At 71.2% G+C, this 21,991-nt stretch carries 18 protein-coding genes; 13 read left to right on the forward strand and 5 right to left on the reverse strand.

Annotated features, from left to right (window positions below; translation table 11 throughout):
• Window positions 1–6: 6 nt before the first annotated feature.
• Genes K7854_RS30935 through K7854_RS30970 form a run of 8 tightly spaced genes read left to right on the forward strand, consistent with a single transcriptional unit; the run spans window position 7 to window position 10,590 of the window.
• Entirely contained in the window at window positions 7–1,074 is a 1,068-nt protein-coding gene (locus K7854_RS30935; protein WP_226029859.1) for a ketoacyl-ACP synthase III family protein, read from the forward strand.
• Window positions 1,064–2,197 carry an acyl-CoA dehydrogenase family protein gene (locus K7854_RS30940; RefSeq protein WP_372481094.1) on the forward strand — a complete coding sequence of 378 codons (1,134 nt, stop codon included), beginning with the start codon at window positions 1,064–1,066 and terminating at the stop codon, window positions 2,195–2,197. Before K7854_RS30935 ends, K7854_RS30940 begins: the two co-directional genes overlap by 11 nt.
• Window positions 2,194–3,975 carry a non-ribosomal peptide synthetase gene (locus K7854_RS30945; RefSeq protein WP_226029861.1) on the forward strand — a complete coding sequence of 594 codons (1,782 nt, stop codon included), beginning with the start codon at window positions 2,194–2,196 and terminating at the stop codon, window positions 3,973–3,975. Before K7854_RS30940 ends, K7854_RS30945 begins: the two co-directional genes overlap by 4 nt.
• Window positions 3,968–5,695 (forward strand): B12-binding domain-containing radical SAM protein, encoded by a 1,728-nt coding sequence (locus tag K7854_RS30950; RefSeq protein WP_226029862.1) that lies wholly within the window; start codon window positions 3,968–3,970, stop codon window positions 5,693–5,695. The genes K7854_RS30945 and K7854_RS30950 overlap by 8 nt, the downstream gene beginning before the upstream one ends.
• A gap of 57 nt (window positions 5,696–5,752) precedes the next feature.
• On the forward strand, window positions 5,753–6,832 hold the full coding sequence (locus K7854_RS30955) for a polyprenyl synthetase family protein (protein WP_226029863.1): 1,080 nt from the start codon (window positions 5,753–5,755) through the stop codon (window positions 6,830–6,832).
• A gap of 40 nt (window positions 6,833–6,872) precedes the next feature.
• The gene (gene ispG / locus K7854_RS30960; RefSeq protein WP_076976732.1) at window positions 6,873–8,021 is read left to right on the forward strand and encodes a flavodoxin-dependent (E)-4-hydroxy-3-methylbut-2-enyl-diphosphate synthase; all 1,149 of its coding nucleotides are present in this window, start codon (window positions 6,873–6,875) and stop codon (window positions 8,019–8,021) included.
• Window positions 8,018–9,799 carry a 1-deoxy-D-xylulose-5-phosphate synthase gene (locus K7854_RS30965; protein WP_226029864.1) on the forward strand — a complete coding sequence of 594 codons (1,782 nt, stop codon included), beginning with the start codon at window positions 8,018–8,020 and terminating at the stop codon, window positions 9,797–9,799. The genes ispG and K7854_RS30965 overlap by 4 nt, the downstream gene beginning before the upstream one ends.
• Window positions 9,796–10,590: an SDR family NAD(P)-dependent oxidoreductase gene (locus K7854_RS30970; protein WP_372481095.1), complete on the forward strand. Its 795-nt coding sequence runs from the start codon at window positions 9,796–9,798 to the stop codon at window positions 10,588–10,590. The genes K7854_RS30965 and K7854_RS30970 overlap by 4 nt, the downstream gene beginning before the upstream one ends.
• Window positions 10,591–10,659: 69 nt before the next feature.
• Here K7854_RS30970 and K7854_RS30975 read toward each other — a convergent pair whose 3' ends face one another.
• Window positions 10,660–12,114 carry a serine hydrolase domain-containing protein gene (locus K7854_RS30975; protein WP_226029865.1) on the reverse strand — a complete coding sequence of 485 codons (1,455 nt, stop codon included), beginning with the start codon at window positions 12,112–12,114 and terminating at the stop codon, window positions 10,660–10,662.
• 46 nt (window positions 12,115–12,160) lie between these two features.
• A complete protein-coding gene (locus tag K7854_RS30980; RefSeq protein ID WP_226029866.1) occupies window positions 12,161–13,336 on the reverse strand; it encodes a cytochrome P450 in 1,176 nt (391 codons plus the stop codon).
• A gap of 117 nt (window positions 13,337–13,453) precedes the next feature.
• On the opposite strand from K7854_RS30980, the gene K7854_RS30985 reads away from it, so the two are divergent.
• Window positions 13,454–14,473, forward strand: coding sequence for a Gfo/Idh/MocA family protein (locus K7854_RS30985; protein ID WP_264087946.1), 1,020 nt, complete (start codon window positions 13,454–13,456; stop codon window positions 14,471–14,473).
• A gap of 76 nt (window positions 14,474–14,549) precedes the next feature.
• Here K7854_RS30985 and K7854_RS30990 read toward each other — a convergent pair whose 3' ends face one another.
• On the reverse strand, window positions 14,550–15,551 hold the full coding sequence (locus K7854_RS30990) for an alpha/beta hydrolase (protein ID WP_226029868.1): 1,002 nt from the start codon (window positions 15,549–15,551) through the stop codon (window positions 14,550–14,552).
• A gap of 372 nt (window positions 15,552–15,923) precedes the next feature.
• On the opposite strand from K7854_RS30990, the gene K7854_RS30995 reads away from it, so the two are divergent.
• Window positions 15,924–17,066: a nucleotide disphospho-sugar-binding domain-containing protein gene (locus K7854_RS30995; protein WP_226029869.1), complete on the forward strand. Its 1,143-nt coding sequence runs from the start codon at window positions 15,924–15,926 to the stop codon at window positions 17,064–17,066.
• Between the two features lie 39 nt (window positions 17,067–17,105).
• On the opposite strand, the gene K7854_RS31000 is transcribed toward K7854_RS30995, so the two are convergent.
• Window positions 17,106–18,041 (reverse strand): NAD-dependent epimerase/dehydratase family protein, encoded by a 936-nt coding sequence (locus K7854_RS31000; RefSeq protein WP_226029870.1) that lies wholly within the window; start codon window positions 18,039–18,041, stop codon window positions 17,106–17,108.
• Between the two features lie 19 nt (window positions 18,042–18,060).
• Window positions 18,061–18,636: a dTDP-4-dehydrorhamnose 3,5-epimerase family protein gene (locus tag K7854_RS31005; protein ID WP_226029871.1), complete on the reverse strand. Its 576-nt coding sequence runs from the start codon at window positions 18,634–18,636 to the stop codon at window positions 18,061–18,063.
• A gap of 435 nt (window positions 18,637–19,071) precedes the next feature.
• Here K7854_RS31005 and K7854_RS31010 point away from each other — a divergent pair, with 435 nt between their 5' ends.
• From K7854_RS31010 to K7854_RS31020, 3 genes are all read left to right on the forward strand, one after another.
• Window positions 19,072–20,166, forward strand: coding sequence for a cytochrome P450 (locus tag K7854_RS31010; RefSeq protein WP_226029872.1), 1,095 nt, complete (start codon window positions 19,072–19,074; stop codon window positions 20,164–20,166).
• Between the two features lie 80 nt (window positions 20,167–20,246).
• Window positions 20,247–21,059, forward strand: a complete 813-nt coding sequence (locus K7854_RS31015) for a class I SAM-dependent methyltransferase (RefSeq protein ID WP_226029873.1) — start codon at window positions 20,247–20,249, stop codon at window positions 21,057–21,059.
• A gap of 291 nt (window positions 21,060–21,350) precedes the next feature.
• Window positions 21,351–21,956, forward strand: coding sequence for a dihydrofolate reductase family protein (locus tag K7854_RS31020; RefSeq protein ID WP_226029874.1), 606 nt, complete (start codon window positions 21,351–21,353; stop codon window positions 21,954–21,956).
• Window positions 21,957–21,991: the final 35 nt, after the last annotated feature.

The raw sequence follows: 21,991 nt of genomic DNA on the forward strand, positions 1-21,991 counted from the left end.
GGACTTGTGCGTATCCGGGACATCTACCTCGCCGGAATCGGCGTGTTCCTGCCCACGACGCAGAGCATCGGATCGGCGGTGGAACAGGGGCTCGTCCCGGCCGGCACGGCGGCGGAGTACGGATTGTCGGGGGTCGCGGTCGCGGGACGGGCCGCGGCGCCGGAGATGGCCCTGGCCGCCGCGCAGGAGGCGCTCAAGAGCAGCGGGGCGAGCGCCGAGGACATCGGACTGCTCCTCTACACGGGCGTCTGGCACCAGGGCCCCGACGGCTGGGGCCCCCAGGCGTACCTGCAACGGCACCTGCTCGGCGACGACCTGCTCGCGATCGAGGTCAGGAACGGCTGCAACGGAACCTTCGCCGCGCTGGAACTCGCGGCCGGGTACCTCAAGGCCTTCCCCCACGTCCCGGCGGCGCTGGTCACCGCGAGCGACAACTTCGGCACGCCGCTGATCGACAGGTGGAACCCCGGAGACGGGGTGGCCTACCTGGGGGACGGCGCCAGCGCCGTCGTGGTGAGCACCACGCCGGGCTTCGCGGAGCTGCGTTCCCTGTGCTCGGCGACGTTCTCGGCGATGGAGGAGGCCCACCGGGGCGGTGAGCCGCTCTTCCCGCCCGGCGCCACCACCGCCACCGCGCTGGACTACGGGGCCAGAGGCGCCGCCTTCCAGCGCGCGGCCGAGGAGGACGGCTCGTGGGTGCGGCTGCTCCTCGGCCACCAGAGGCACAACGTCGTCTGCACCGAGCAGGCGCTGGAGGAGGCCGGCGTGACGGCGGACGACATCACGCACGTCCTCATCCACGGCATGCCGCGCCGGGCGGCCGCCTCCTACCTCAAGATCCTCGGTTTCCCGCTCGAACGGTCGACGTGGGACTTCAGCAGGACCGTCGGGCACCTCGGCGCGAGCGACCACATGGCGGCGCTGCACCACCTGCTGGCGACGGAGCGGCTCCAGGCCGGGGACCACGTGCTGCTGTGCGGCTTCTCCCCGGGAGTGACGTACAAGGCGGCGGTCGTCCGCGTCCTCGGCACCGACCCGACCCGGAAACGTGAGGCCCAGGCCAGTGGAGTTTGACCTCACCGAGGAACAGCGGCAACGGATCCGGTGCATGCGCGACGCCGCCGGCCGCCTGCCCCGCCCCGAGCCGGGCCAGGCCGCCGGAAGGGACGTGTGGCAGGCCGCGGGGGAGTGCGGGATCACCGGCCTGTGCCTGCCCGAGGAGCACGGGGGCGGCGGGCTCGGCGCGCTCGACACGGCTCTCGGCCTGGAGGCGTTCTGCGCGGGCGGCGCCGACACCGGGCTCGCCTTCGCGATCGCGGCGCACCTGCTGGCCTGCGGCACCGCCCTCGCCGAGCACGCCGACGAGCCGGTCCGGGCCGACCTGCTGCGCGGCCTCGGCTCCGGCCGGACGATCGCCGCCAACGCGATGACCGAGGACGGGGCCGGTTCGGACGTGAGCAGGCTCGCGACGACCGCGGTGCGCGACGGCGACGCGTACGTGCTCGACGGGGTGAAGTCCTTCGTCAGCAACGGCCCCCTGGCCGACATCCTCGTCACCTACGCGGTCACCGCACCCGCCGCCGGGTTCCTCGGACTCTCCGCGTTCGCCGTCCCCACGGATCTGCCGGGAGTGCGGATCGGCCCGCCCCTGGCCAAGGCGGGGCTGGACGGCTGCGCCGCGGCCCGGGTGGAGTTCTCCGGGTGCCGCGTCCCCGGCGGGTACCTGATGGGTGCGGAAGGCCAGGGCAGCGCCATCTTCCAGACGTCCATGACCTGGGAGCGGGCGTGCCTGCCCGCGATCTACCTGGGCACGATGGAGGCCCAGCTGCGGCGCTGCGTCACGCACGCCCGGCAACGGCGGCAGTTCGGCCGGCGCATCGCGGACTTCCAGGCGGTCTCCCACCGTCTGGCCACCATGAAACAGCGCCTGGAGAGCAGCCGCCTGTTGCTGTACCGGGCGTGCTGGCAGGTCGACCAGGGCAGCCAGGACGCCGGTCAGGCGGCGGCCCTCGCCAAGGTCGCCGTAGCGGAGAGCGCGGTCGCCAACGGCGTCGACGCCGCGCAGGTGTTCGGGGCGAGGGGATATCTGACCGCGGAGGGTGTCGACGGCCGGCTGAGCGACCTCGTCCCCCTGCACATCTTCTCGGGGACGACGGACATCCAGCGGGAGATCATCGTCAGGGGGATGGGCCTGTGAGCAAGCCGGCCAACCTGCACGCGCTGCTCGCCGACGCCGCGGCGCGCACCCCCCGGGCCCCGGCCCTGGCGGGCCCCTGCGGCACGGTGACCTACGCGGAACTCGACGCCCGCGCCGACGCCGTGGCCCGCGTCCTGGCCGGCCAGGGCATCGGCCGCGGCGACCGCGTGCTCGTATGGGGTCCGAAGTCGGCGGACGTGATCGCCGCCATGCAGGCCGTCCTGCGGCTCGGCGCCGTCTACGTCCCGGTCGACCCGCAAAGCCCCGCGGAGCGGGTCGAGACCCTCGCCCACGAGTGCGCGGCACGCGCGCTGTGCGCCCCGGCCGGTCTGCTCCCACGCGTTCCCGGCACCCTGCGCACCCTGGCCTGCGTCGACATCGAGACGCCGAACGGCGCCGCCGGGACGGACGGGGACGCGCGCCAGGCGCCGTATGTCTTCGTCGACGAGGACGCACCCGCCTACATCCTCTTCACCTCGGGTTCGACGGGCACGCCGAAAGGCGTCACCATCAGCCACCGCAACGCCCTTGCCTTCGTGGCATGGGCCGTCGAGGAACTGTCGGCCGGGCCCGGCGACAGGTTCGCCAACCATGCCTCGTTCTCCTTCGACCTGTCGGTCCTCGACCTCTACGCCGCCTTCGCGGTGGGCGCGGCGGTCTGCCCCGTCCCCACCGAATTCGCGTACGCCCCCGAACGCCTGGTCGAGTTCCTGTACCGGGAGCAGATCACCGTCTGGTACTCCGTGCCTTCCGTGCTCACCCTCATGCGGCGCGACGGCGGCCTGCTCGACCGGCCGGCCCCCGAGGCGCTGCGTGCGGTGCTCTTCGCGGGCGAACCCTTCCCCGTCCACCAGGTCCGGGAGTTCGCCGCGTGGACCGACGCCCGCCTGCTCAACCTCTACGGCCCGACCGAGACCAACGTGTGCACGTACCACGAGGTCCGGCCCGAGGACCTGGAGCGCGACGTGCCGGTCCCGATCGGCACGGCCTGCAGCGGCGACCGCGTCTGGGCGGCCGGTCCCGACGGCCGGGCGGCCGGACCCGGTGAGGAGGGCGAGCTGATGGTCGACGGCCCGACCGTCTTCCTCGGGTACTGGGGGCGGCCGGCCCAGCACGGCCCGTACGGCACGGGCGACCGGGTCAGGGTCCGGTCCGACGGCTCCTTCGACTACCTCGGGCGCGCCGACGGACAGGTCAAGGTCCGGGGCCACCGCATCGAGCTGAGCGAGGTGTCGGTGGCACTGCACACGCATCCGGAGGTCGCCGAGGCCGCGGTGGCCGCCGTGGGGGACGGGCTCGAACGGCGGCTGGCCGCGTTCGTGGCCAGGACCCCGGCGAGCACCCTGGGGAACATCGGGCTCAGACGCCATCTGGCACGGCGGCTGCCCCCGCAGATGATCCCCGACGACGTGCGTTTCGTCGACGCGCTGCCCCGCAACGACCGGGGGAAGCTCGACCTCACGGCCCTGGTCTCCGCACACAACATACGAGGGGTGTCAGTGACAGCCAGGCAGGAACGAGAAGAGATCGCAACGAAGCTGCTCGCGTTCATCCGGGAGAGCTTCCTGTCCGGAGACCCCCAAGGAGAGCTCGCCGGTGACACACCACTGCTCGAACTGGGCATTCTCAACTCGCTGAACACCACGATTCTGATCGCCCACATACTCGGCGAGTTCGACGTCAAGCTGCCCTGGAGCGATGTCACTCCGGAAAGCTTCAAGAACGTCGACAACCTCAGCGCGATGGTGTACGAGAGGCGGTCGTCCGCCCATGCATGAGCTGAAGTCCGACATGTTCCTCCTGCACGCGCCGAGCGTCTTCGACTTCCGCGAGCGTGACGATCTCCTCTTCGCCTATCTGAGCGACAGTGACAGCGTCAACGTGACCTCTGTCTACGAGATGTATCCGATCGGCTGGTTCTCGATCAAACAGCATCTGGCCGAGCACGACGTGCAGTGCGACATCGTCAACGTCGCCTCGCTGATGCTGATGCACCCCGAACTCGACGTCGAAGCGCTGATCGGCCGGCTCGAAGCACCCGTCTTCGGTTTCGACCTGCACTGGATGACCCAGTGCTACGGCGCGATCGAGCTGGCCAAGCTCGTCAAGCGGGTCCATCCGGACGCGCTGACCGTCTTCGGCGGCATCTCGGCGACCTACTACGCCGAGGAACTCGTCCGGTACGACGCGGTGGACGTCGTCGTACGGGGCTACGACACCCTCGAACCCGTCCGCCTCCTCACCGAGAAGGTGCTGAGGGGAGACCGGGACTTCCGCTCGGTCCCGAACCTTCTCCACACCTGCGGCGGCGAGGTCGAGTCCACGGGGTTCGACCACAAACCGCAGACCAACTACAACAACGTCGCCAACAGTTGGTCGTACTACAAGAAAACACCGGTGACGCCGCTCTCCAGCAAACTCATCATGACGCTGCCGAACACCGGATGCGCCCACGACTGCGGCTGGTGCGGAGGCTCCCGCTTCGCCTACCGCAACATCATGGACGTCCGCAAAACCCTCGTGCAGAAGGACAACGACCTGATCGTCGAGGAGCTCAGGACGATGGGGGAGGCGGCCAGACACACCTCCATCTACGCCCTGCAGTGCTACTCCGAGAACAAGACCCGCATGCACACCTACCTCGACGCCGTGCACGACTTCGGTTACCGGAGCGTCTATTTCGAGCAGTTCAACCTGACGCCGGACGACACCCTGAAGAAAATGGGCGAATCCACCGACGCCTACGTGCTGCTCTCGCCCGAGTCCCACGATCCCAGGATCAGCAAGGCGGCGGGGCGCGGCACGTTCACCATGGAAGAGATGGAGCGGTGGATCCCCCGCGCGCTGGACGCCGGGATCAAGGGCGTCATGGTGTGGTTCTTCATCGGCATGCCGTACCAGGACCGCCAGTCGGTGATGGACACCGTCGCCTACTCCGAGCGCCTGATCCGCAAGTTCGACGGATGGCCCGCACTGCCGCTCATCTGCCCGATGGTGCCCTTCCTCGACCCCGGATGCCGCTTCTTCGAGGAACCCGACAAGCACGGCTACCGGATCTTCCACCGCACGCTCGAGGAACACCGGCAGGCCATGATCGAACCGATCTGGTACCGCCGCCTCAACTACGAGACGCAGTGGCTCAGCCGACGCGATCTCCAGGACGTCTCCTACGAGGCGATCGCACGGTTGGTCAGCATCAAGGGCGAGTACGGCGTGCTGCGCAGCGAGTTCTGCGAGGCCGTACTGGAGACCATCGACCAGACCCGGCGACTGCTCGGGGAGATGGAACGCGCCCTCACGCTGGACGGCGAGCTGCCCGCCTCCCTCCGGGACGAGATGCGCGCGTACAACCGCAAGATCCTCGCCTACTCCAGCGATCAGATCCTGCCCATGCCGCGCCCCTTCGGCGGGCGCTGGTTCGACGATGTGACGGTGCCCGCCGAACTGATCAGTGAGGTGTCGGGCCCGAACGCCCGGGCGGTGAGCCACCCCGCGTGAGACCCACCTGGGCCCGACGGATTCCCGTTCCTGCGCATGAGACTTCCGAGGTGAGCTGTGCATGCCGAGACGGCAACAACCCACGACCTGCCCAACCCCGTCCCCACGGACACCGCGTCGAGGGCGGTCCCGCCGGAGATCGAGCGCGTGAACCGGATGGTGACCCCGATCCTGCATCAGGCGGTCACCCGGTTCGACGACCGGCTCCGGCCCATGGTCGCCCACCACTTCGGGTGGCCGTCGAGCGATCTGCCGACGGCGACCACCAGCGGCAAGATGGTCCGCGCCACCCTCACCGTGCTGACCGGCGAGTGCTTCACCAGCGACGCCGAGGCGATCTCCCGCGTCGCGGCCGCGGGCGCCGCCGTGGAGATGATCCACAACTTCTCCCTCATCCACGACGACGTCATGGACGGTGACAAGGAACGCCGCGGGCGCCCGGCCGTCTGGCACGAGTACGGGGTACCGGCCGCCATCCTCACGGGCGATCTGCTGCTCGCGCAGGCCCCGTTGCTGCTGGACGGGCCCTGGGCCGCCGACCCGCGCGCGGCGCGGCTGCTGGCCGAGGCCGTGACCCGGCTCGCCGCCGGACAGATGGCCGACCTCTCGCTGGAGGGCCGGGCCGAGGCCAGCCCGGACGAGGCGCTCGCGGTCGCCGAGGACAAGACCGGCGCGCTCCTGGCCTGCGCCTGTGAGCTGGGTGCCCTGCTGGCCGGCGCCTCCGAGGAGGCGACACGACGGTTCAGCCGGTTCGGTCTCCGGCTCGGTCTCGCCTTCCAGATCGCCGACGACATCCTGGGCATCTGGGGCGACCCCCGGCGCACCGGCAAGCCCGTCGGCTCGGACTTGCGCAGCAGAAAGGGCAGCTACCCCGTGACGGCCGCCCTCGCCTCCGGCACCCCGGAGGCCGCCGAACTGGCCCGCTTCTACGCCGGCGAGGGACCGGTCGGGGAGGACGAGGCACGCCGCGCCACCGACCTGGTCACCCGGGCCGGCGGCTGGACGAGGGCGGTGCGGGAGATCGAGCGCTTCGAGATGCTGGCCCGCGAGGAGCTCAGCTCCGTGCCGGGACTGCCGGTGGACCGCGTGGCCGCCCTGCTCTCGCTCACCAACTACCTCTCCAACCGGAACCATTGATGGGCCGGCACCCCGCACCAGCCGGAATCGGAGGCCCCGCATGAGTACCGTCGCGCGCGTCCCGCTCGGACGGCCCACGCCCCGACGCCGCAAGACACGGCAGATGATGGTCGGCTCGGTCGGCGTCGGCAGCGACCACCCCGTCTCCGTGCAGTCGATGACGACGACCGTGACCGCGCACGTGGACGAGACGCTCCAGCAGATCGCCGAACTGACGGCCGCGGGCTGCGACATCGTCCGGGTGGCGGTCCCCTCGCGCGACGACTGCGAGGCCCTGCCCGCCATCACCGCCAAGTCGTCGCTCCCCGTCGTCGCGGACATCCACTTCCAGCCCCGCTACGTCTTCGCGGCGATCGAGGCGGGCTGCGCGGCGGTGCGGGTCAACCCGGGCAACATCAAGCGCTTCGACGACCAGATCAAGGACATCACCCGCGCCGCGAGCGACCACGGCGTACCGCTGCGCATCGGCGTCAACGCCGGGTCGCTCGACCCCCGCGTCCTGGCCCGGCACGGTTCGGCGACCGCGGAGGCCCTGGTCGAATCGGCGATGCGGGAGGCCGAACTCTTCACCGAGCACGATTTCCATGATTTCAAGATCTCCGTGAAGCACCACGACCCGATGGTGACGATCGAGGCGTACGAACTGCTGGCCCAGCAGTGCGAGCAGCCGCTCCACCTGGGCGTCACCGAGGCCGGTCCGATCCAGCAGGGCACGGTGAAGTCGGCGACCGCCTTCGGCTGTCTGCTCCGTCAGGGCATCGGGGACACCATCCGGGTGTCGCTCTCGGCGCCGCCGGTCGAGGAGGTGAAGGTCGGGGTCGAGATCCTGCGGTCGCTGGGGCTGCGCCCCCGGCAGCTGGAGATCGTCTCCTGTCCCTCCTGCGGACGGGCCCAGGTGGACGTGTACCGGCTGGCGGAGGAGGTCTCCGCCGGGCTCGAGGGGCTGCCCGTGCCGCTGCGGGTCGCCGTCATGGGATGCGTGGTCAACGGCCCCGGGGAAGCGCGTGAGGCGGACCTCGGAGTCGCCTCCGGGAACGGCAAGGGCCAGATCTTCGTCCGCGGCGAGGTCGTGCGGACGGTACCGGAGAGCCGCATCGTCGAGACGCTGATCGAGGAGGCGCTGCGGATCGCGGAGGAACAGGGCCAGGAACCGGGGTACGAGGGCGGGGAGGGCGAGACACGGTCATGAGCTTGCTCCAGGACATCACCTCACCCGCCGACCTCAGAAGGCTCGACCGGTCCCGCGACGGGGAACTCTGCGCGGAGATACGCGAGTTCCTGGTCCACGCCGTGTCCAGGACGGGCGGCCACCTCGGTCCGAACCTCGGCATGGTCGAACTGACCGTCGCGCTGCACCGCGTCTTCGAGTCCCCACGGGACGTGCTCCTCTTCGACGTCGGCCATCAGGCGTACGTGCACAAACTGCTGACCGGCCGGGCCGAGCGGTTCGGCGGCCTGCGCTCGGCCGGCGGGCTGTCGGGCTACCCCTCGCGGGCGGAGTCCGACCACGACGTCATCGAGAACTCCCACGCCTCCACCGCCCTCTCGTACGCGGACGGCATGGCCAAGGCGTTCGCGCTGCGCGGGGACCATGACCGCAAAGTGGTCGCCGTCGTCGGCGACGGCGCGCTCACCGGCGGCCTGGCCTGGGAGGCGCTCAACAACATCGGGGCCGCCCCCGAGCGGCCCCTGGTGATGGTCCTGAACGACAACGGGCGGTCCTACCGGCCCACGACCGGGGCGCTCGCACGGCATCTGGACGCGCTCGGCAGGAAGCCCACGGACCGCTCGGACTTCTTCGAGAGTCTGGGGATCGCCTACCTGGGAGCCGTCGACGGCCACGACTGCGCCGCGGTGGAGGAAGCCCTGCGGACCGCGGTGCGGATGCGGCGCCCGGTGGTCGTCCACTGCCTGACCGACAAGGGGCGCGGCTACCCGCCGGCCGCCCGTGACGAGGTGGACTGCTGGCACGCGGTGGGGCGCTTCGACGCGGCCACCGGCACCATCGCGGCGCCGGACGCACCTTCATGGACCGACGTCTTCGCCGACGAGATGCTCACCCTGGCGGCCGAACGCCCGGAGGTGGTCGGGATCACCGCCGCCATGACCGTCCCGGTCGGCCTGCACAAGTTCGCCGCCAAGTTCCCCGAGCGGGTGCACGACGTCGGCATCAGCGAACCGCACGCGGTCGCCTCCGCCGCCGGGCTCGCCACCGCCGGGCTGCGGCCGGTGGTGGCGATCTACTCGACCTTCCTGGCCCGGGCGTTCGACCAGGTGCTGATGGATGTGGCCCTGCACGGTCTGCCGGTCGTGTTCGTGCTGGACCGGGCCGGTGTGACCGGGCCCGACGGACCGAGCCACCACGGCATCTGGGACCTGTCCTGGCTGTCGCTCGTACCCGGGCTGCGGGTGGCCGCTCCCCGCGACACGGCGCAACTGGGCCTTCTGCTGCGCGACGCGCTCGACCGGGACGCCGGCCCGACGGTGCTGCGGTTCCCGAAAGGGCGGGCCGGGGCCGGCGTCGAGGCCGTCGAGCGGATCGACGGCCTGGACGTCCTGCGCGCGCCGCGCCGTCCGGACGTGCTGCTGGCCGCCGTCGGCCCGCTGGCGAGCGCCTGCATGGAGGCGGCCGCGCTGCTGGCCGGCCAGGGCGTGGAAGCGACCGTCGTCGACCCGCGCTGGGCGGCACCCGTCCCCGACGCGCTGGTGGCGCTGGCGGGCACGTATCCGCTGACCGTGACCGTCGAGGACAACATCGGCCGCGGGGGGTTCGGCGAGCGCCTCGGCCGGTCCGTCGCCGAGACCGGAGCCGGCACGCGCGTGGCCTGCCTCGCCCTGCCGACGGACTTCCTCGGCCCCGGCGGCCGGGACGCGTTGCTGCACGCGCACGGTCTGTCGGCACCGGGGATCGCGGAGCGGGTTCTCGCCTGGACCACCGCGGCCACCGGAACGGAGGGGTGCGCATGACCGACGCCATGCGCACCCGGCCCGGCAGCGCCGGACAGCCGCCCGGCTCGCGGGACATGGCCGGCGTCAAGGCGCTGGTGACCGGAGGGACCAGCGGGATCGGCCTGGCGACCGCGATGGCGTTCGCCGGGCACGGTGCGGAAGTCGCCGTCACCGGGCGCGACGAACAGCGCGGGCGGCAGGTCGCCGAGGCCATCGCCGAGACCGGCGGCGTGGCGGACTTCATCGCCGCCGACCTGCACGGAGCGTCCGCCGCGCGGCGCCTCGCACAGGCTGCGGTGGCCCGGTTCGGACGGATCGACGTACTGGTCAACAACGCGGGCGTCTTTCCGTCCGGCCCGACCGAGCAGACGACCAAGGAGGACTTCGACGCGGTGTTCGGCCTCAACGTCAGGGCACCGTACTTCCTCGTCGCGGAGCTGGCGCCCGCGATGGCCCGGCGCGGGCACGGCGCGATCGTCAACGTCACCACCGCGGCGGCCGCCTACGGCGCCGCCGGCCTCGGTCTCTACGGCGCCAGCAAGGCGGCCCTGGTGCTGCTGACCAAGGCGTGGGCCGCCGAGTACGGTCCGCACGGGGTCCGGGTCAACGCGGTCGGCCCCGGTCCGACGCGCACGGAGGGTACCGCCCCCCGGGGCGACGCCCTCGACCGGGCGGCGCTGGCCGGGCCCGCGCGCCGGCCGGGCACCGCGGAGGAGATCGCCGAGGCCATCGTCTTCCTCGCATCGGACCGCTCCAGTTTCGTGCACGGGGCGATCCTGCCGGTCGACGGAGGCCGGGTCGCCGTCTGACGAGCACGGCGCCAGTGGCCGGGCCAGGGCCGGTGCCCCGGCCGGGGCCGTTGGCCGGCCGGAGACGGATCACGCCCGCCTGTCGGACCAGAAGCGCACCGGCGACGGCTCCTCGAACCCCTTGCTCCCCCACCCCCTGCGCGCGAGCTTGCGGAACAGGCCACCGACCGGGCAGTCCGTGTCCAGGTACGCGTCGATGCGCCGTTCGCGCACCGCGGCCTGCATGTCCAGGTAGCCCTCGACGAAGCGCGCCTCGTCGAACTCCGCGGCGGAGGAGCCTCCGACCCCCCGCGACCCCCTGGCCATCCGGGAGATCTGCCCCTTGTCGAGTTCCGCCCCCAGCAGCCCGGCGAACCTGTCGGCGGCCACCAGCCCCATCGCGTAGGCGTTCCACTCGGCACGGCTGGGCAGGGCCCGCGTGTCGGTCTTTCCGGCACGGATCCAGCCCGCGATCTCCTGGGCGAGAATGCCGAAGGAGTACTGGTCGGGAGGGTTGAAGACATCACGCTGGTCGGCGAGGTTGGTGCTCACGGTGACGCAGAACGGCCTCGCCGCGTTCGGGTAGGCGAGCGAGACGGACCACCATCCGAACGCGTAGTGGCCCACCGAGCGGACGCAGTGGTCCGCCGCCGCCGGATCTCCGGACAGATGGACACCGAACCCCACCTGGCTCCCGTCCCGCGCCGTCGTGCGCGGCCGCAGGATCTCCTTCGCGACACCGCCGCCGAACAGACCCTCGCGGCCGGTCAGCGCCAGCATCAGCCGCGTGTAGTCGGCGCAGGACATGACCGCTCCGACCGCGTGATAGGTACCGCACTCGTGCCACGGCAGCGGGACGGCGCGGTCGCCGAACACCATGTGCCCCGTCGTGCAGCGGCTGCGTACCTCGTCCCAGTCGGGGCTGTCGAGCCAGGCGGTGGAGTGCATGCCGAGCGGGTCGAGGATCTCGGCCTTCACGTACTCGCCCAGCGGCATCCCGGTCACCGCCTCGGCCGTCAACGCGGCCACCTGGTACATGAACGACGACGACTGCCAGCCGCTCGCGTCCGCCGGGCTCACGAAGCGGGGCGCGTCCGTGCCGTACTCGTGGACGACACCGCGCTCCACCACGCGCTCGATGTAGCGCATCGCCGGCTCGGGCCGCTCGACCCAGTCGTATCCGTCCGTGGCGGCGCCGCTCAGCATGGACAGCGCCTTGGCCGGCGTGATCGTGCCGCCGAGCGGATTGACGACCGGAAAGGGCAGCTGCGCGTCGATGGGCGCGTCCAGGTCGAGCGCGCCGGAGTCGGCCAGGCGCGCGACCGCGGTGGCCACCAGGAGTTTGCCGAGGCTGCCGACGCGCATGGTGTGCGACTCGGTCACCGGAGCGCCGCTCTCCACGTCGGCGAGGCCGTACGCCATGGTCAGCGGGGTCTCGTCCGCGAAGCCGACGCTGATGAGGGCGCCGGGGGTGCTGGTGACCTCCAGCACCTGGGGCGCGACCCGGTCGACGGCCGCTCGCAGCGCTTCCGGCGTCAGGCTCATACGGGTTCCTCTCGATCTTCGTCCATCGGCCCGCCGGGAGGCGGACCTACCAAGTGACGGGGAGGGACGTGGGAATGGCGGCGAACGAACCCGGCCGGACCGTCAGGTCCTCGACCGGAACCGTCAGGCGCATCCGCGGGAAACGCGCGGTCAACTGGGCGAGGGCGGACTGCAGTTCGAGCCGGGCCAGGGGAGCCCCGATGCAGTACCGCAGCCCGAAGCCGAAGCAGAGGTGCGGGTTGTCCTCGCGGGTGATGTCGAACCGGTCGGGGTCGGGAAAGACGTTCTCGTCATGGGTCGCGGCGTAGATGTCGAGCATCACCAGCTCGCCGCGCCGCACCTCGGCCCCGGCGATCTCCAGGTCCTCACGCGTGTACCGGATGACCGGGGGCAGCAGCCGGCTGACGACCCGCACGCTCTCCTCCGCCGCGGTGGGCGCGAGTCCGGGGTCCTCGCCCAGCGCCCGCCACTGCTCCGGGGAGTCCAGCAGGAGCGCCGTGCCGACGCAGAGCGCCGTCGCGGTGGTCTCGTAGCCGGCGAACAGCACACCCATCGCGAGCTGGGCGACCTGGTCGTCGGTCAGGGTGCCGTCCTCGCACAGCCAGGAGACGACGTCCTGCGTCGGGTGCGCGCGCTTACGGGCGGCCAGTTCGTGGCCGTAGCGGTGCAGGGCGGCGAGACCCGCCCGTGAGCGCTCCCGGTCGCGGGCGTCGCTCACCGCCGTCGTCCACTCGTCCAGGAGCCCTCTCTCCTCCGCCGGGACACCGAGGAGTTCGCCGATCACCTCCCGGGGCAGGAGCAGCGCGAGGGCCTCGGCCAGATCCGCCGGCGGGCCCTGCTTCTCCAGACGGTCCAGGAGTTCGCCGGTCAGCGCCTCGACCCGGGGGCGCATCGCCTTCACATGCCCCGCCGAGAAGAACGGCTGGAGCCGCGAGCGCATCGTCGCGATCCACTTCTGCTCGGTCTCGTAGTCGCCGCGCGGACCGTCGAGCAGCTCCGACGCGCCGCTGCGCGCGGCGTTCTCGGGGTCGTGATGGCTGCGGCCGAGACGCGGATCGGCGAGCAGCTGTTTGATCTCCTGATACCCGGTCACGAGCCAGGCGGGGTCCCCCACGGCCGTGCTGACCCGGTGCACCGGGGCCTGTTTCTGCAGCGCCCGCAGGTTGCGCTGCGGTCGAGCCGGATGCGGTGGGTCGAGCGGAAGTTGAATCTGGGCGGCCATACCTGATTACCTCTTCCTGTAAGCACCGGAGGTCACCTTTCCGAAGGCTGTCGGGGCCGAACAATCCCCGATTTTGCGGGGGTTCCGCGGTCCGCGGCCCCGGCGTTAACATCCACCATGTCTGTGGAACAGCGACCGGGACCGGTGGGATTCGGCGTGCTCGGTTGCGCCGACATCGCGTGGCGGCGGACACTGCCGGCGATGCGGGCCGAGCCCTCCGTCGACATACGCGCTGTGGCGAGCCGCGACCCGGCGAAGGCCGAGCGATTCACCGGCCGATTCGGCGGAGCAGCCGTAAAAGGCTATGCGGAACTGCTGAAGCGGGACGACGTGGACGCCGTCTATATTCCGCTGCCCGCCGCATTGCACACCGAGTGGGTGGAGCGGGCGCTGCTCGCGGGCAAACACGTCCTCGCCGAAAAGCCGCTCACCACCCGGGCGCCGGAGACCGCCCGCCTTTTCGACCTCGCGAGCGAACGCGGGTGCCTGCTGCTGGAGAACATGATGTTCCTGCATCATCCGCAGCATCGCCGCGTCGACGAACTCGTCTCCGGCGGAGCAATCGGTGAACTCCGCTCCTTCGAGAGCACGTTCACGATTCCGCCGAGGCCGCCTGAGGACCCCCGCTACCTGCCCGACGTCGGGGGCGGCTCCCTGGTGGACATTGGGGTCTATCCGCTCCGTGCCGCACTGCGCTTCGTCGGGGGGCGCCTGCGTCTGGTGGGCGGGGCGCTCCGCGTCGAGCGGGCGCGGGGCGCCGTGGTGGGCGGCAGCGTGCTGCTGTCCGACCCGGCCGGGGTCACGGCGCAGCTCCACTTCGGCATGGAGCACTCCTACTGCAGCGCCTACGAGCTGCGGGGCTCGTCCGGGCGCCTCCGGCTCGACCGGGCCTTCACGCCGCCGCCGGACCATCGGCCCACCGTGTGGGTCGAGCGGCAGAACGGGGCCGAGGAGATCTCCCTTCCCGCGGGAGACCAGTTCGCGAACATCGTCGCCGCCTTCGCCGCCGCCGTACTGTCCGGCGACGGCGGTGGCGGCGTCGCCCGGGACCTGGCCGCCCAGAACGCGGACTCGCTCCGCCAGGCCGAGCTCGTCGATGCCATCCGCGACGGGTCCGAGTACGCGTACACGTCCTGAGCCGCGCCTGCCGGGCCGCGTCGTACGTGTCCGGCCGACGCGTCGAACGCGTCGGCCGGACAGCGGGACAGGCCGCCTACGGAGCCGCGATGCCCTTGGCCCACTGCAGCATCAGGGCGCTCGTGACCGGCGCGGTCGTCGCCAGCGCCAGATCGTGACCCGTCTGCGGGATCATCGCCACCTTGAGCTTCGCCTCCGGCAGGTAGAACTGCGACTCGTGGGCGAGCACGCTGTCCGGGTCGTCACAGTCGTACGCGGTCACCCCCTGGCACTCCAGCCAGTCCTGCGCGCCCGCGACGACGAGCACCGGCACCTTGATCCCGTAGGGCGGAGCCGCCGGCTGGGTCACCGCGACCGGCTGGACGTCCTTGGTCTCCTCGTCCTTCGCCACCACCGCCGGGTCGGTCGTGGCCGGGTAGTAGAACATGGAGCCGCGCGTGCCCGGCTTGGTGGTCAAGTACCCGTTGTCGTAGCCGCTGTCCGCGAACTTCGGGTCCTGCACCGCCGGATACGTGTTGGCGCTCACGATCGCGGCGTGATCCGGATTGTGGCTGTTCAGCGCGCTGGTGAGGATCGCCCCGTCCACGTCGCCGTAGCGCGGTATCTCGCGCCACGCGTAGAACGAGCCGAGCGCGTGTCCCACCCAGAGCACCTTCTCGAACGCCTGCCCGCCGACCGTTCCGTCGCGCAGGGCGGTGATGGCGTCGTGCAGCGCGACGGTCCCGGCGTCCCCGGTGACCACGCTGCTGAGCGGGTGGGAGCTGTTGCCCGAGCCGATCGGGTCCACGTTGAAGGTGGCGTACCCGGCTGCCACGGCATGGCGCACGTAGGAGTAATAGCCGTTGCCGACCGGGAAATCCCAATAGGCGTGATTGTAGAACCCGCCGTGCACGAGGAACTGCACGGTGGTGGGGTGGCGGTCGGCGGGCCGGCACAGCTCGCCCCACATGGTTTCGGTCGCCTCGCCCGAATCGGAGAGACGGACCGGCAGCTCGTACGACGTGCAACTCACGCCTCGCGTCGCCTCGTCCGCCGCCGTGGCGGGCGTGGTCGTGGCGACGAGGCCGGTGACCGTCATGAGCGCCGCTATGAGTAAGTATTTCCAGGATGCATGTCTGACTGACACAGAATCACTGCTCCGCAACCGAAGTGAACGAATGGCACGGGGAGTTCCGGCGGCACCGGTCCCGGCCGGAGACCGGGCCGGAGACGGGAGTGGCGGCCGGAGTGGGCACCAGCCCACTATGGGGCCTGTGTTCACCTTGTCAATAGCGCGCAGCTTCCCTTACCAGATATGTCCGTGCGGCGGTACCCCGATCAGCAAGGCTTGTCGCGACGGCCGCGGAGCGGCAACGCTGGGGGCCCACCGCCACATCTGCTGACGAGAATGGTCGGGTATCGGATGCGCATACTGTTCATTCCGGCTTCCGCGCCGTCGCACTATTTCCCGATGGTGCCGCTGATGTGGGCCTGTCGTACCGCCGGTCACGACGTCTGCGTCGCCGCGCAGCCCTGGGGCGAATCGGTCGTCGTGAGTTCCGGGATCTCGATGGTCACCATCGCCAGGTCCTTCGACATGACCGAGGAACTGGCGCGGCACCGGCGGAGGGGACCGGTCGCCACCGCGCCGGGCGCCCCGCCCGCGCTGTATCAGACGCTGGTCGACGCCCAGGTCCGCTTCGCCGTGGAGGCCGCGGACGACGTCGTTTCCCTGGCCCGCGACTGGCGTCCCGACCTGGTCGTCGCCGACCCGCTCGTGCTCGCCGCGCCCCTGGCGGCAGCGGCGGCTGACGCACCGCTGGTCCACCACCTCTGGGGCCCGGACCTGCTGCGCGGCTCCGGGTACGGCTACCCGGGGTGCGGGATGGCGCCGGACGGCTGGCCCGGACCCCTGCGCGAGCTGTACGCCCGCCATGGCTGCGAGCCGCGCACCGAGAACGCCGTCACGGCGGTCGATCCATGGCTGGAGAGCATGCAGATCTGCGAGATCCCGTCGCGGATCCCGCTGCGGTTCGTCCCCTACAACGGGACCAACGTGCTGCCGCCCCCGGTCCTCGCGCCCGCGAAGAAGCGGCGGGTGCTTCTCACCTGGGGCTCGATGCTGGTGATCAGGGACGGTATCGAGGCGTTCCCGGTCGCCGACGTCGTCAAGACGCTCCACGAGCACGACGTCGAGATCGTTCTGGCGGTCAAGGGAGCCGACCGCGGCCTGGTCCCCGACCTGCCCCCGGGGGCGACCGTGGTGGAGAACGTCCCCCTCAACGCGATCGTGTCGTCCTGCGACGCGGTCGTGCACCACGGCGGAGCGGGCACGATCATGACGGCCGCCTACTACGGGGTCCCGCAGCTCGGCGTCGCGGCCACGCGTGACGTGCAGACCTGCTGCGCCCGGCTCGCCGCGACGGGCGCCGGCATCGCGGTCAACAGGGAGGACGCGACCGTGGACGCGCTCGCGAGCGCGGTCGCCTCCCTGCTGACCAGTGATCGCATCGGACCCGCCGCCACCGCGCTGCGCGGCGAGATCCTCGCCCAGCCGAGCCCCGCCGAGGTGACCGACCGTCTCGCCGTCCTCGCCGCCGGCTCCTCCCGGTAGCCGAAGACCGCTCGGCGGGGCGTGCGCCCCTCCGAGCGGTCAGGAAGAGAGCGCGTCCGCCACGCCGGCGAGGCCGTCGTGCAGGCGGACGCGTGGCTGCCAGCCCGTGGCCGCGGAGAAGGACGACGGATCGGTGTGCACGTTCCCGAAGTCGGTGGTGTCCGCCCAGTCGGGCGGCGCCACGGTGACCACGGGCACGGGCGGGCGCCCGGTCCGCGCGGCGACGAGTTCGGCGAGCGTGCCGAACACCTCCCCGAGCCGCACCGACCGTCCGCTGCCCACCGGCCAGCTCGCGCCGCTGAGCGCCTCGGGCGCGCGCATCGCGGCGACGAAGGCGCGCGCCGCGTCCGTGACGTGCACCAGGTCCCGCTCGACGGTGCCGTCGTGCCACATGGTGACGGGCTCGTCGGCGAAGGCCTTGCGGGCCATCGCGGCGACCACGCCGCGGCCCGTCGCCCCGGTCAGCGGGGTACGCCCGTAGACGGTGGCGGGACGGAGCGAGATCCCGCGTACCGTGCCGTTGCGGGTCGCCTCCCGGAGCAGCTTCTCGGCCGCGATCTTCTCCCGTACGTAGTCGTTGAGCGGTGCTCCCTCGGGGGCCGCCGCCTGGACGGTGCTGGCGAACACGACGACGGGCGGCTCGCCGCGCACGGAACGGGCCAGCGTGTCGAGCAGGCCCGTACCCAGCCGCTCGGACTCGCTGCCCGGCGCACGCCACGAGCGCCCGTCGGGCAGGTGGGCCGCCAGATGGATGACGGCGTCCGCGCCGTCGACGGCGTCCCGCACCGCACGAGGATCGGTGAGGTCCGCGAGGTGTGTCTCGGCCGAGGAGGCCGGCAGCGGCAGTTTCCGTTCGCGGGAGACGAGGCGAAGGCGCACCGGTGCGTGGATGAGTTCGGCGGTGACCGCGGCGCCGAGAAAACCGGATGCGCCGAGTACGGCTACGAGCGGTCGGTTCCTGTTCGCGGGCAGCACGGTCGCTCCTCTCCGCCCGTCAGGCGGGGCCGGTACAGCGGGGGAGGATCCCGGACGCCGCCGCCTGTCGCAGACCCGGCGCGGCCCTGTCCTTGTCGGAGATGACCGGTTCCTCGGAAAGGTCCCAGGGCAGGGCGAGTTCGGGGTCCAGCGGGTTGACGTCGATCTGGGAGCCCGGCACGAACTGCTCCGCGCACAGGTAGGTGATCCGGGTGTCGTCGGTGAGCGCCTGGTAGGCGTGGCCGAGACCGGGGACGAGGAAGACCAGTTCGCCGGAGTCCTCGGTGAGGGGGGCGGCCTCGAACCTGCCGAAGGCCGGCGAGCCCACCCGCAGATCGACCACGACGTCGAGCACCGCGCCGCGCGCGCAGCTGATCAGCTTGGCCTCGCCGGAATCGCCTCCGGTGCCGTGGACGCCGCGGATCGTCGTGCGCCTGCTGACCGAGACGTTGCCCTGGCGGACCTGGAAGGGGAAGCCGGTCGCGCGCTGGAGCTCCTCGATCCGGAAGGCCTCGAAGAAACACCCGCGGCGGTCATGGTACTTGTCCGGGATGATGCGGAATGCGCCCGCGATGGCCATTTCCTTGATCTCCAACGGTCGACCACCTCCGGTCCTCAGACGCCTGCACGCGTCATTGTGTGGAGAAAGTAAAATGCTGGTCATACGTTCTCCAATATTCTGTTGGAAGAGTGGCCCGACGTCATCCCCTTATTTATTCGGGTTGTCTTTTCGAGTGACTTTCCGACCGGATTTTCTGGCTCATTCTTGACCAGCGGAAACGTGTACAGTGAAAGCTTCGGCCGCCGTCGATCCGCAACCACCCGCCACGGTCGTCCGCCTTTACCTGGGTTGGTCTGTTGATCAGGCGGGCATACGCTTGTTAGCGTCACGATCATGGCTGAAATCCTGGGAACGACTTCCCCCGACCTGATTCGGCACGGGAATTCCGACGGCGGCACCACCCCGGGTTATACGGTGCCGGAGCAGGTCAATGAGATGTGGCGGGAAAAGCCAGTACGCAGATTCACGATGCGGGACGGCCGCGAAGCCTGGCTGGTGACCGGAATGGCCGAGGTGCGCACCGTCCTCGCCGATCCGCGGTTCAGCCGCGTCGAGGCGCGGCGGCTCGGCGCCGTGATGAGCCCGGCCGTGATCTTCACCAAGCCCGGCATCCTCGACCTGGACCCGCCGGAGCACACCCGGCTGCGCCGTCTGGTCGCCGGGGAGTTCAGCGCCCGCCGGATGCGCGGTCTCCGTCCCCGCATCCAGCGGATCGCCGACGAACTGATCGGGACGATGAAGGCGGCCGGGCCGCCCGCGGACCTGGCGGAGCAGCTCTCCTACCCCCTGCCGATCGCCGTGATCTGCGAGATCCTCGGCGTCCCCTACGCGGACCGGGAGCGCTTCCGCCTCTGGGCCGACCGCGTCAGCGCCCCTGGGACGCAGCCGCAGGAGGCGGTGGCGGCGCTGCGCTCCCTCTTCGACTACATGGGCGGGCTGGTCGACGACAAGCGCGCCCACCCGGACGGCAGCCTGCTGCACGGCCTGGTCACCGCCCGCGACGAGCAGGGCCGCCTCGACGACGAAGAGCTGGTCACCCTCGGCTGCGGTCTTCTGCTGGCCGGCTACGAGACGACCGCGACCATGCTCGGCAAGGGGCTGCTGGCACTGCTGGACAACCCGGACCAGCTGGCCGTCGTGCGCCGCGACCCACGGGCCGTGCCCGGCGCGGTCAGCGAGGTGCTGCGCCACGTCACCCCCGGCGTCGACCCGCACTCCGGGCTGATCCGCGCCACGACGGCCGACGTGGAACTGGGCGGCACCACCATCCCCGCCCACAGCGTGGTCGTCGCGTGCAACACGGCCGCCAACTTCGACCCGGCGGCGTTTCGGGACCCGGACCGCTTCGACGTCACCCGTGAGGACGCCGCGGCGCATCTGGCATTCGGGCACGGGATGCACCGCTGTGTGGGTGCGCAGCTCGCCCAGATCGAACTGGAGGTCGCGTTCGCCGCCCTCTTCCCGGCGATCCCCGAACTGCGGCTCGCCGTCCCAGCCGACGAGATCACCTACACCCAGACCGCGCTCATCAGGGGTCTGCGCTCTCTTCCGGTCCTTTGGTGAGTGCGGGGCGAGTGCCGGTCCATGCGGGGGGGTGCAACCCTGGGTTGACATAGTGGGCGCATGCCCACTATGGTCATTCCATGGCGAATTCGAAGCTCGGCGGAGAACTCCATCAGCAGCGTGGCACAGCCGAAAACTACGGCCTGGACGCAGCGCGCTACGATCGCACCCGGCCCCGTTATCCAGATGGTCTGGTGGACCGTATCGCGCGGTCGTGCCCGGGTAATGAGCTACTGAATGTAGGCGCGGGCACGGGCATCGAGGCACGTCAATTCCAGGCGGCCGGATGCACGGTTCTCGGAGTGGAGCCGGATGCCCGGATGGCGGATTTCGCGCGGGCCCACGGAACGGAAATCGAAATCGCGCGCTTCGAGGAATGGGACGCGGCGGACCGGCGCTTCGACGGCATCATCTCGGGCCAGGCATGGCACTGGGTCGACCCCGAGGCGGGTGCGGCCAAGGCGGCGTCGGTGCTGCGCCCGTCGGGACGCTTCGCCGCGTTCTGGAACGTCGCGGAGCCCCCGGCGGAGGTCCGCGAGGCCTTCCGGAAGATCTACGTCGAGGTGGTGCCGGACGCGCTGGCCACGCGGGCCTACAGCATGCCGGCGCCGCCGGTCAGCAGCTCGCCGCTGCTCACCAAGACCATCGAGGGCATCCGCAAGGCCGGGGGGTTGTTCGGTGAGCCCGAGCAGTGGCAGTTCGAGTGGGAGTACGTCTACAGCAAGGACGAGTGGCTCGACCAGCTGCCCACCCAGGGGGACCACGGCCAGTTCGAGCCCGAGAAGCTGGAGCGGGTGCTGACGGAGGTCGGCGCCGCGATCGACGCCATGGGCGGCAGCTTCGACATGAAGTACACCGCCGTCGCGGTCACCGCGACGCGTCCCGCGTCCTAGCCGGGAGTGCGCCGGAAGGGCACCTGAGCATCCTCCGCCCGGCAGCGCCGCCGCCCCCGACCGACAGTCCGGTCCGGGGGCGGCAGCCTTTCGTGGTCGCGCCCCGCCCAGGTCGGACAGCACCGCCGCCGCCGTGTCGGCGAGCAGGTCCAGCGTGCGCAGCAGGCCGGCCCGGGCCGGCTGCGTCGGCCGGCCGGCACGCAGCGTCCCGGTCGGCTTGCCGCCCGGGCGACCGATGAGTTTCGGTCTCTCGGCCGGTCTCCCCTCGTGACGCCTAGGAAAGGAACCGTCATGTCGGAGCTTCTGGTCGACTTCATCACCTCCCTCGACGGCTACGCGTCGGGAGAGGGATGGCCCGGGTTCTGGGGTCTGGAGGGCCCGGAGTACCTCGCATGGCTCGGGGAGCAGCCCGAGGTCACCTATCTGATGGGAGCGAACACCTACCGCCTGATGTCGGGCTTCGCCGCGGGCGAGGTCCCCAGTGGCCAGGACGAGTTCCGGCCCGAGGAAGAGGAGTCCGTCGACGAGCTGACCCGAGCGTCCAAGGTGGTGTTCTCCTCCTCGCTCGAGGATCCGCTGAAGTGGGCCAACTCCACGCTCGTCCGCGACGACGCCGTCGAGGCGGTCCGCGCCATGAAGTCGGACGGCTCGGGGCTGCTCAGCACGATCGGCAGCATCAGCCTGTGCCGGTCCCTGCTGCGTGCCGGACTCGTCGACCGCTTCCGGGTCGTGATGTTCCCGGTGATCACCGGCGCCACGGGCGCGGAACGCATCTACGACGGCTATCCGGATGTCGCCCTCGACATGATCGAGCACCGCACCTTCGACGGCCGCATCCAACTGGTCGAGTACAAGCCCCGCGTGCTCGAACACCCGCCGCTCGGCGCCCCCGCGTGACACCGCCCCGTCCACCGGCCCCGGCGGTGGTCGCG

This window comes from Streptomyces hyderabadensis, from assembly GCF_020404845.1.
GTDB classification, from domain to species: Bacteria; Actinomycetota; Actinomycetes; order Streptomycetales; family Streptomycetaceae; genus Streptomyces; species Streptomyces hyderabadensis.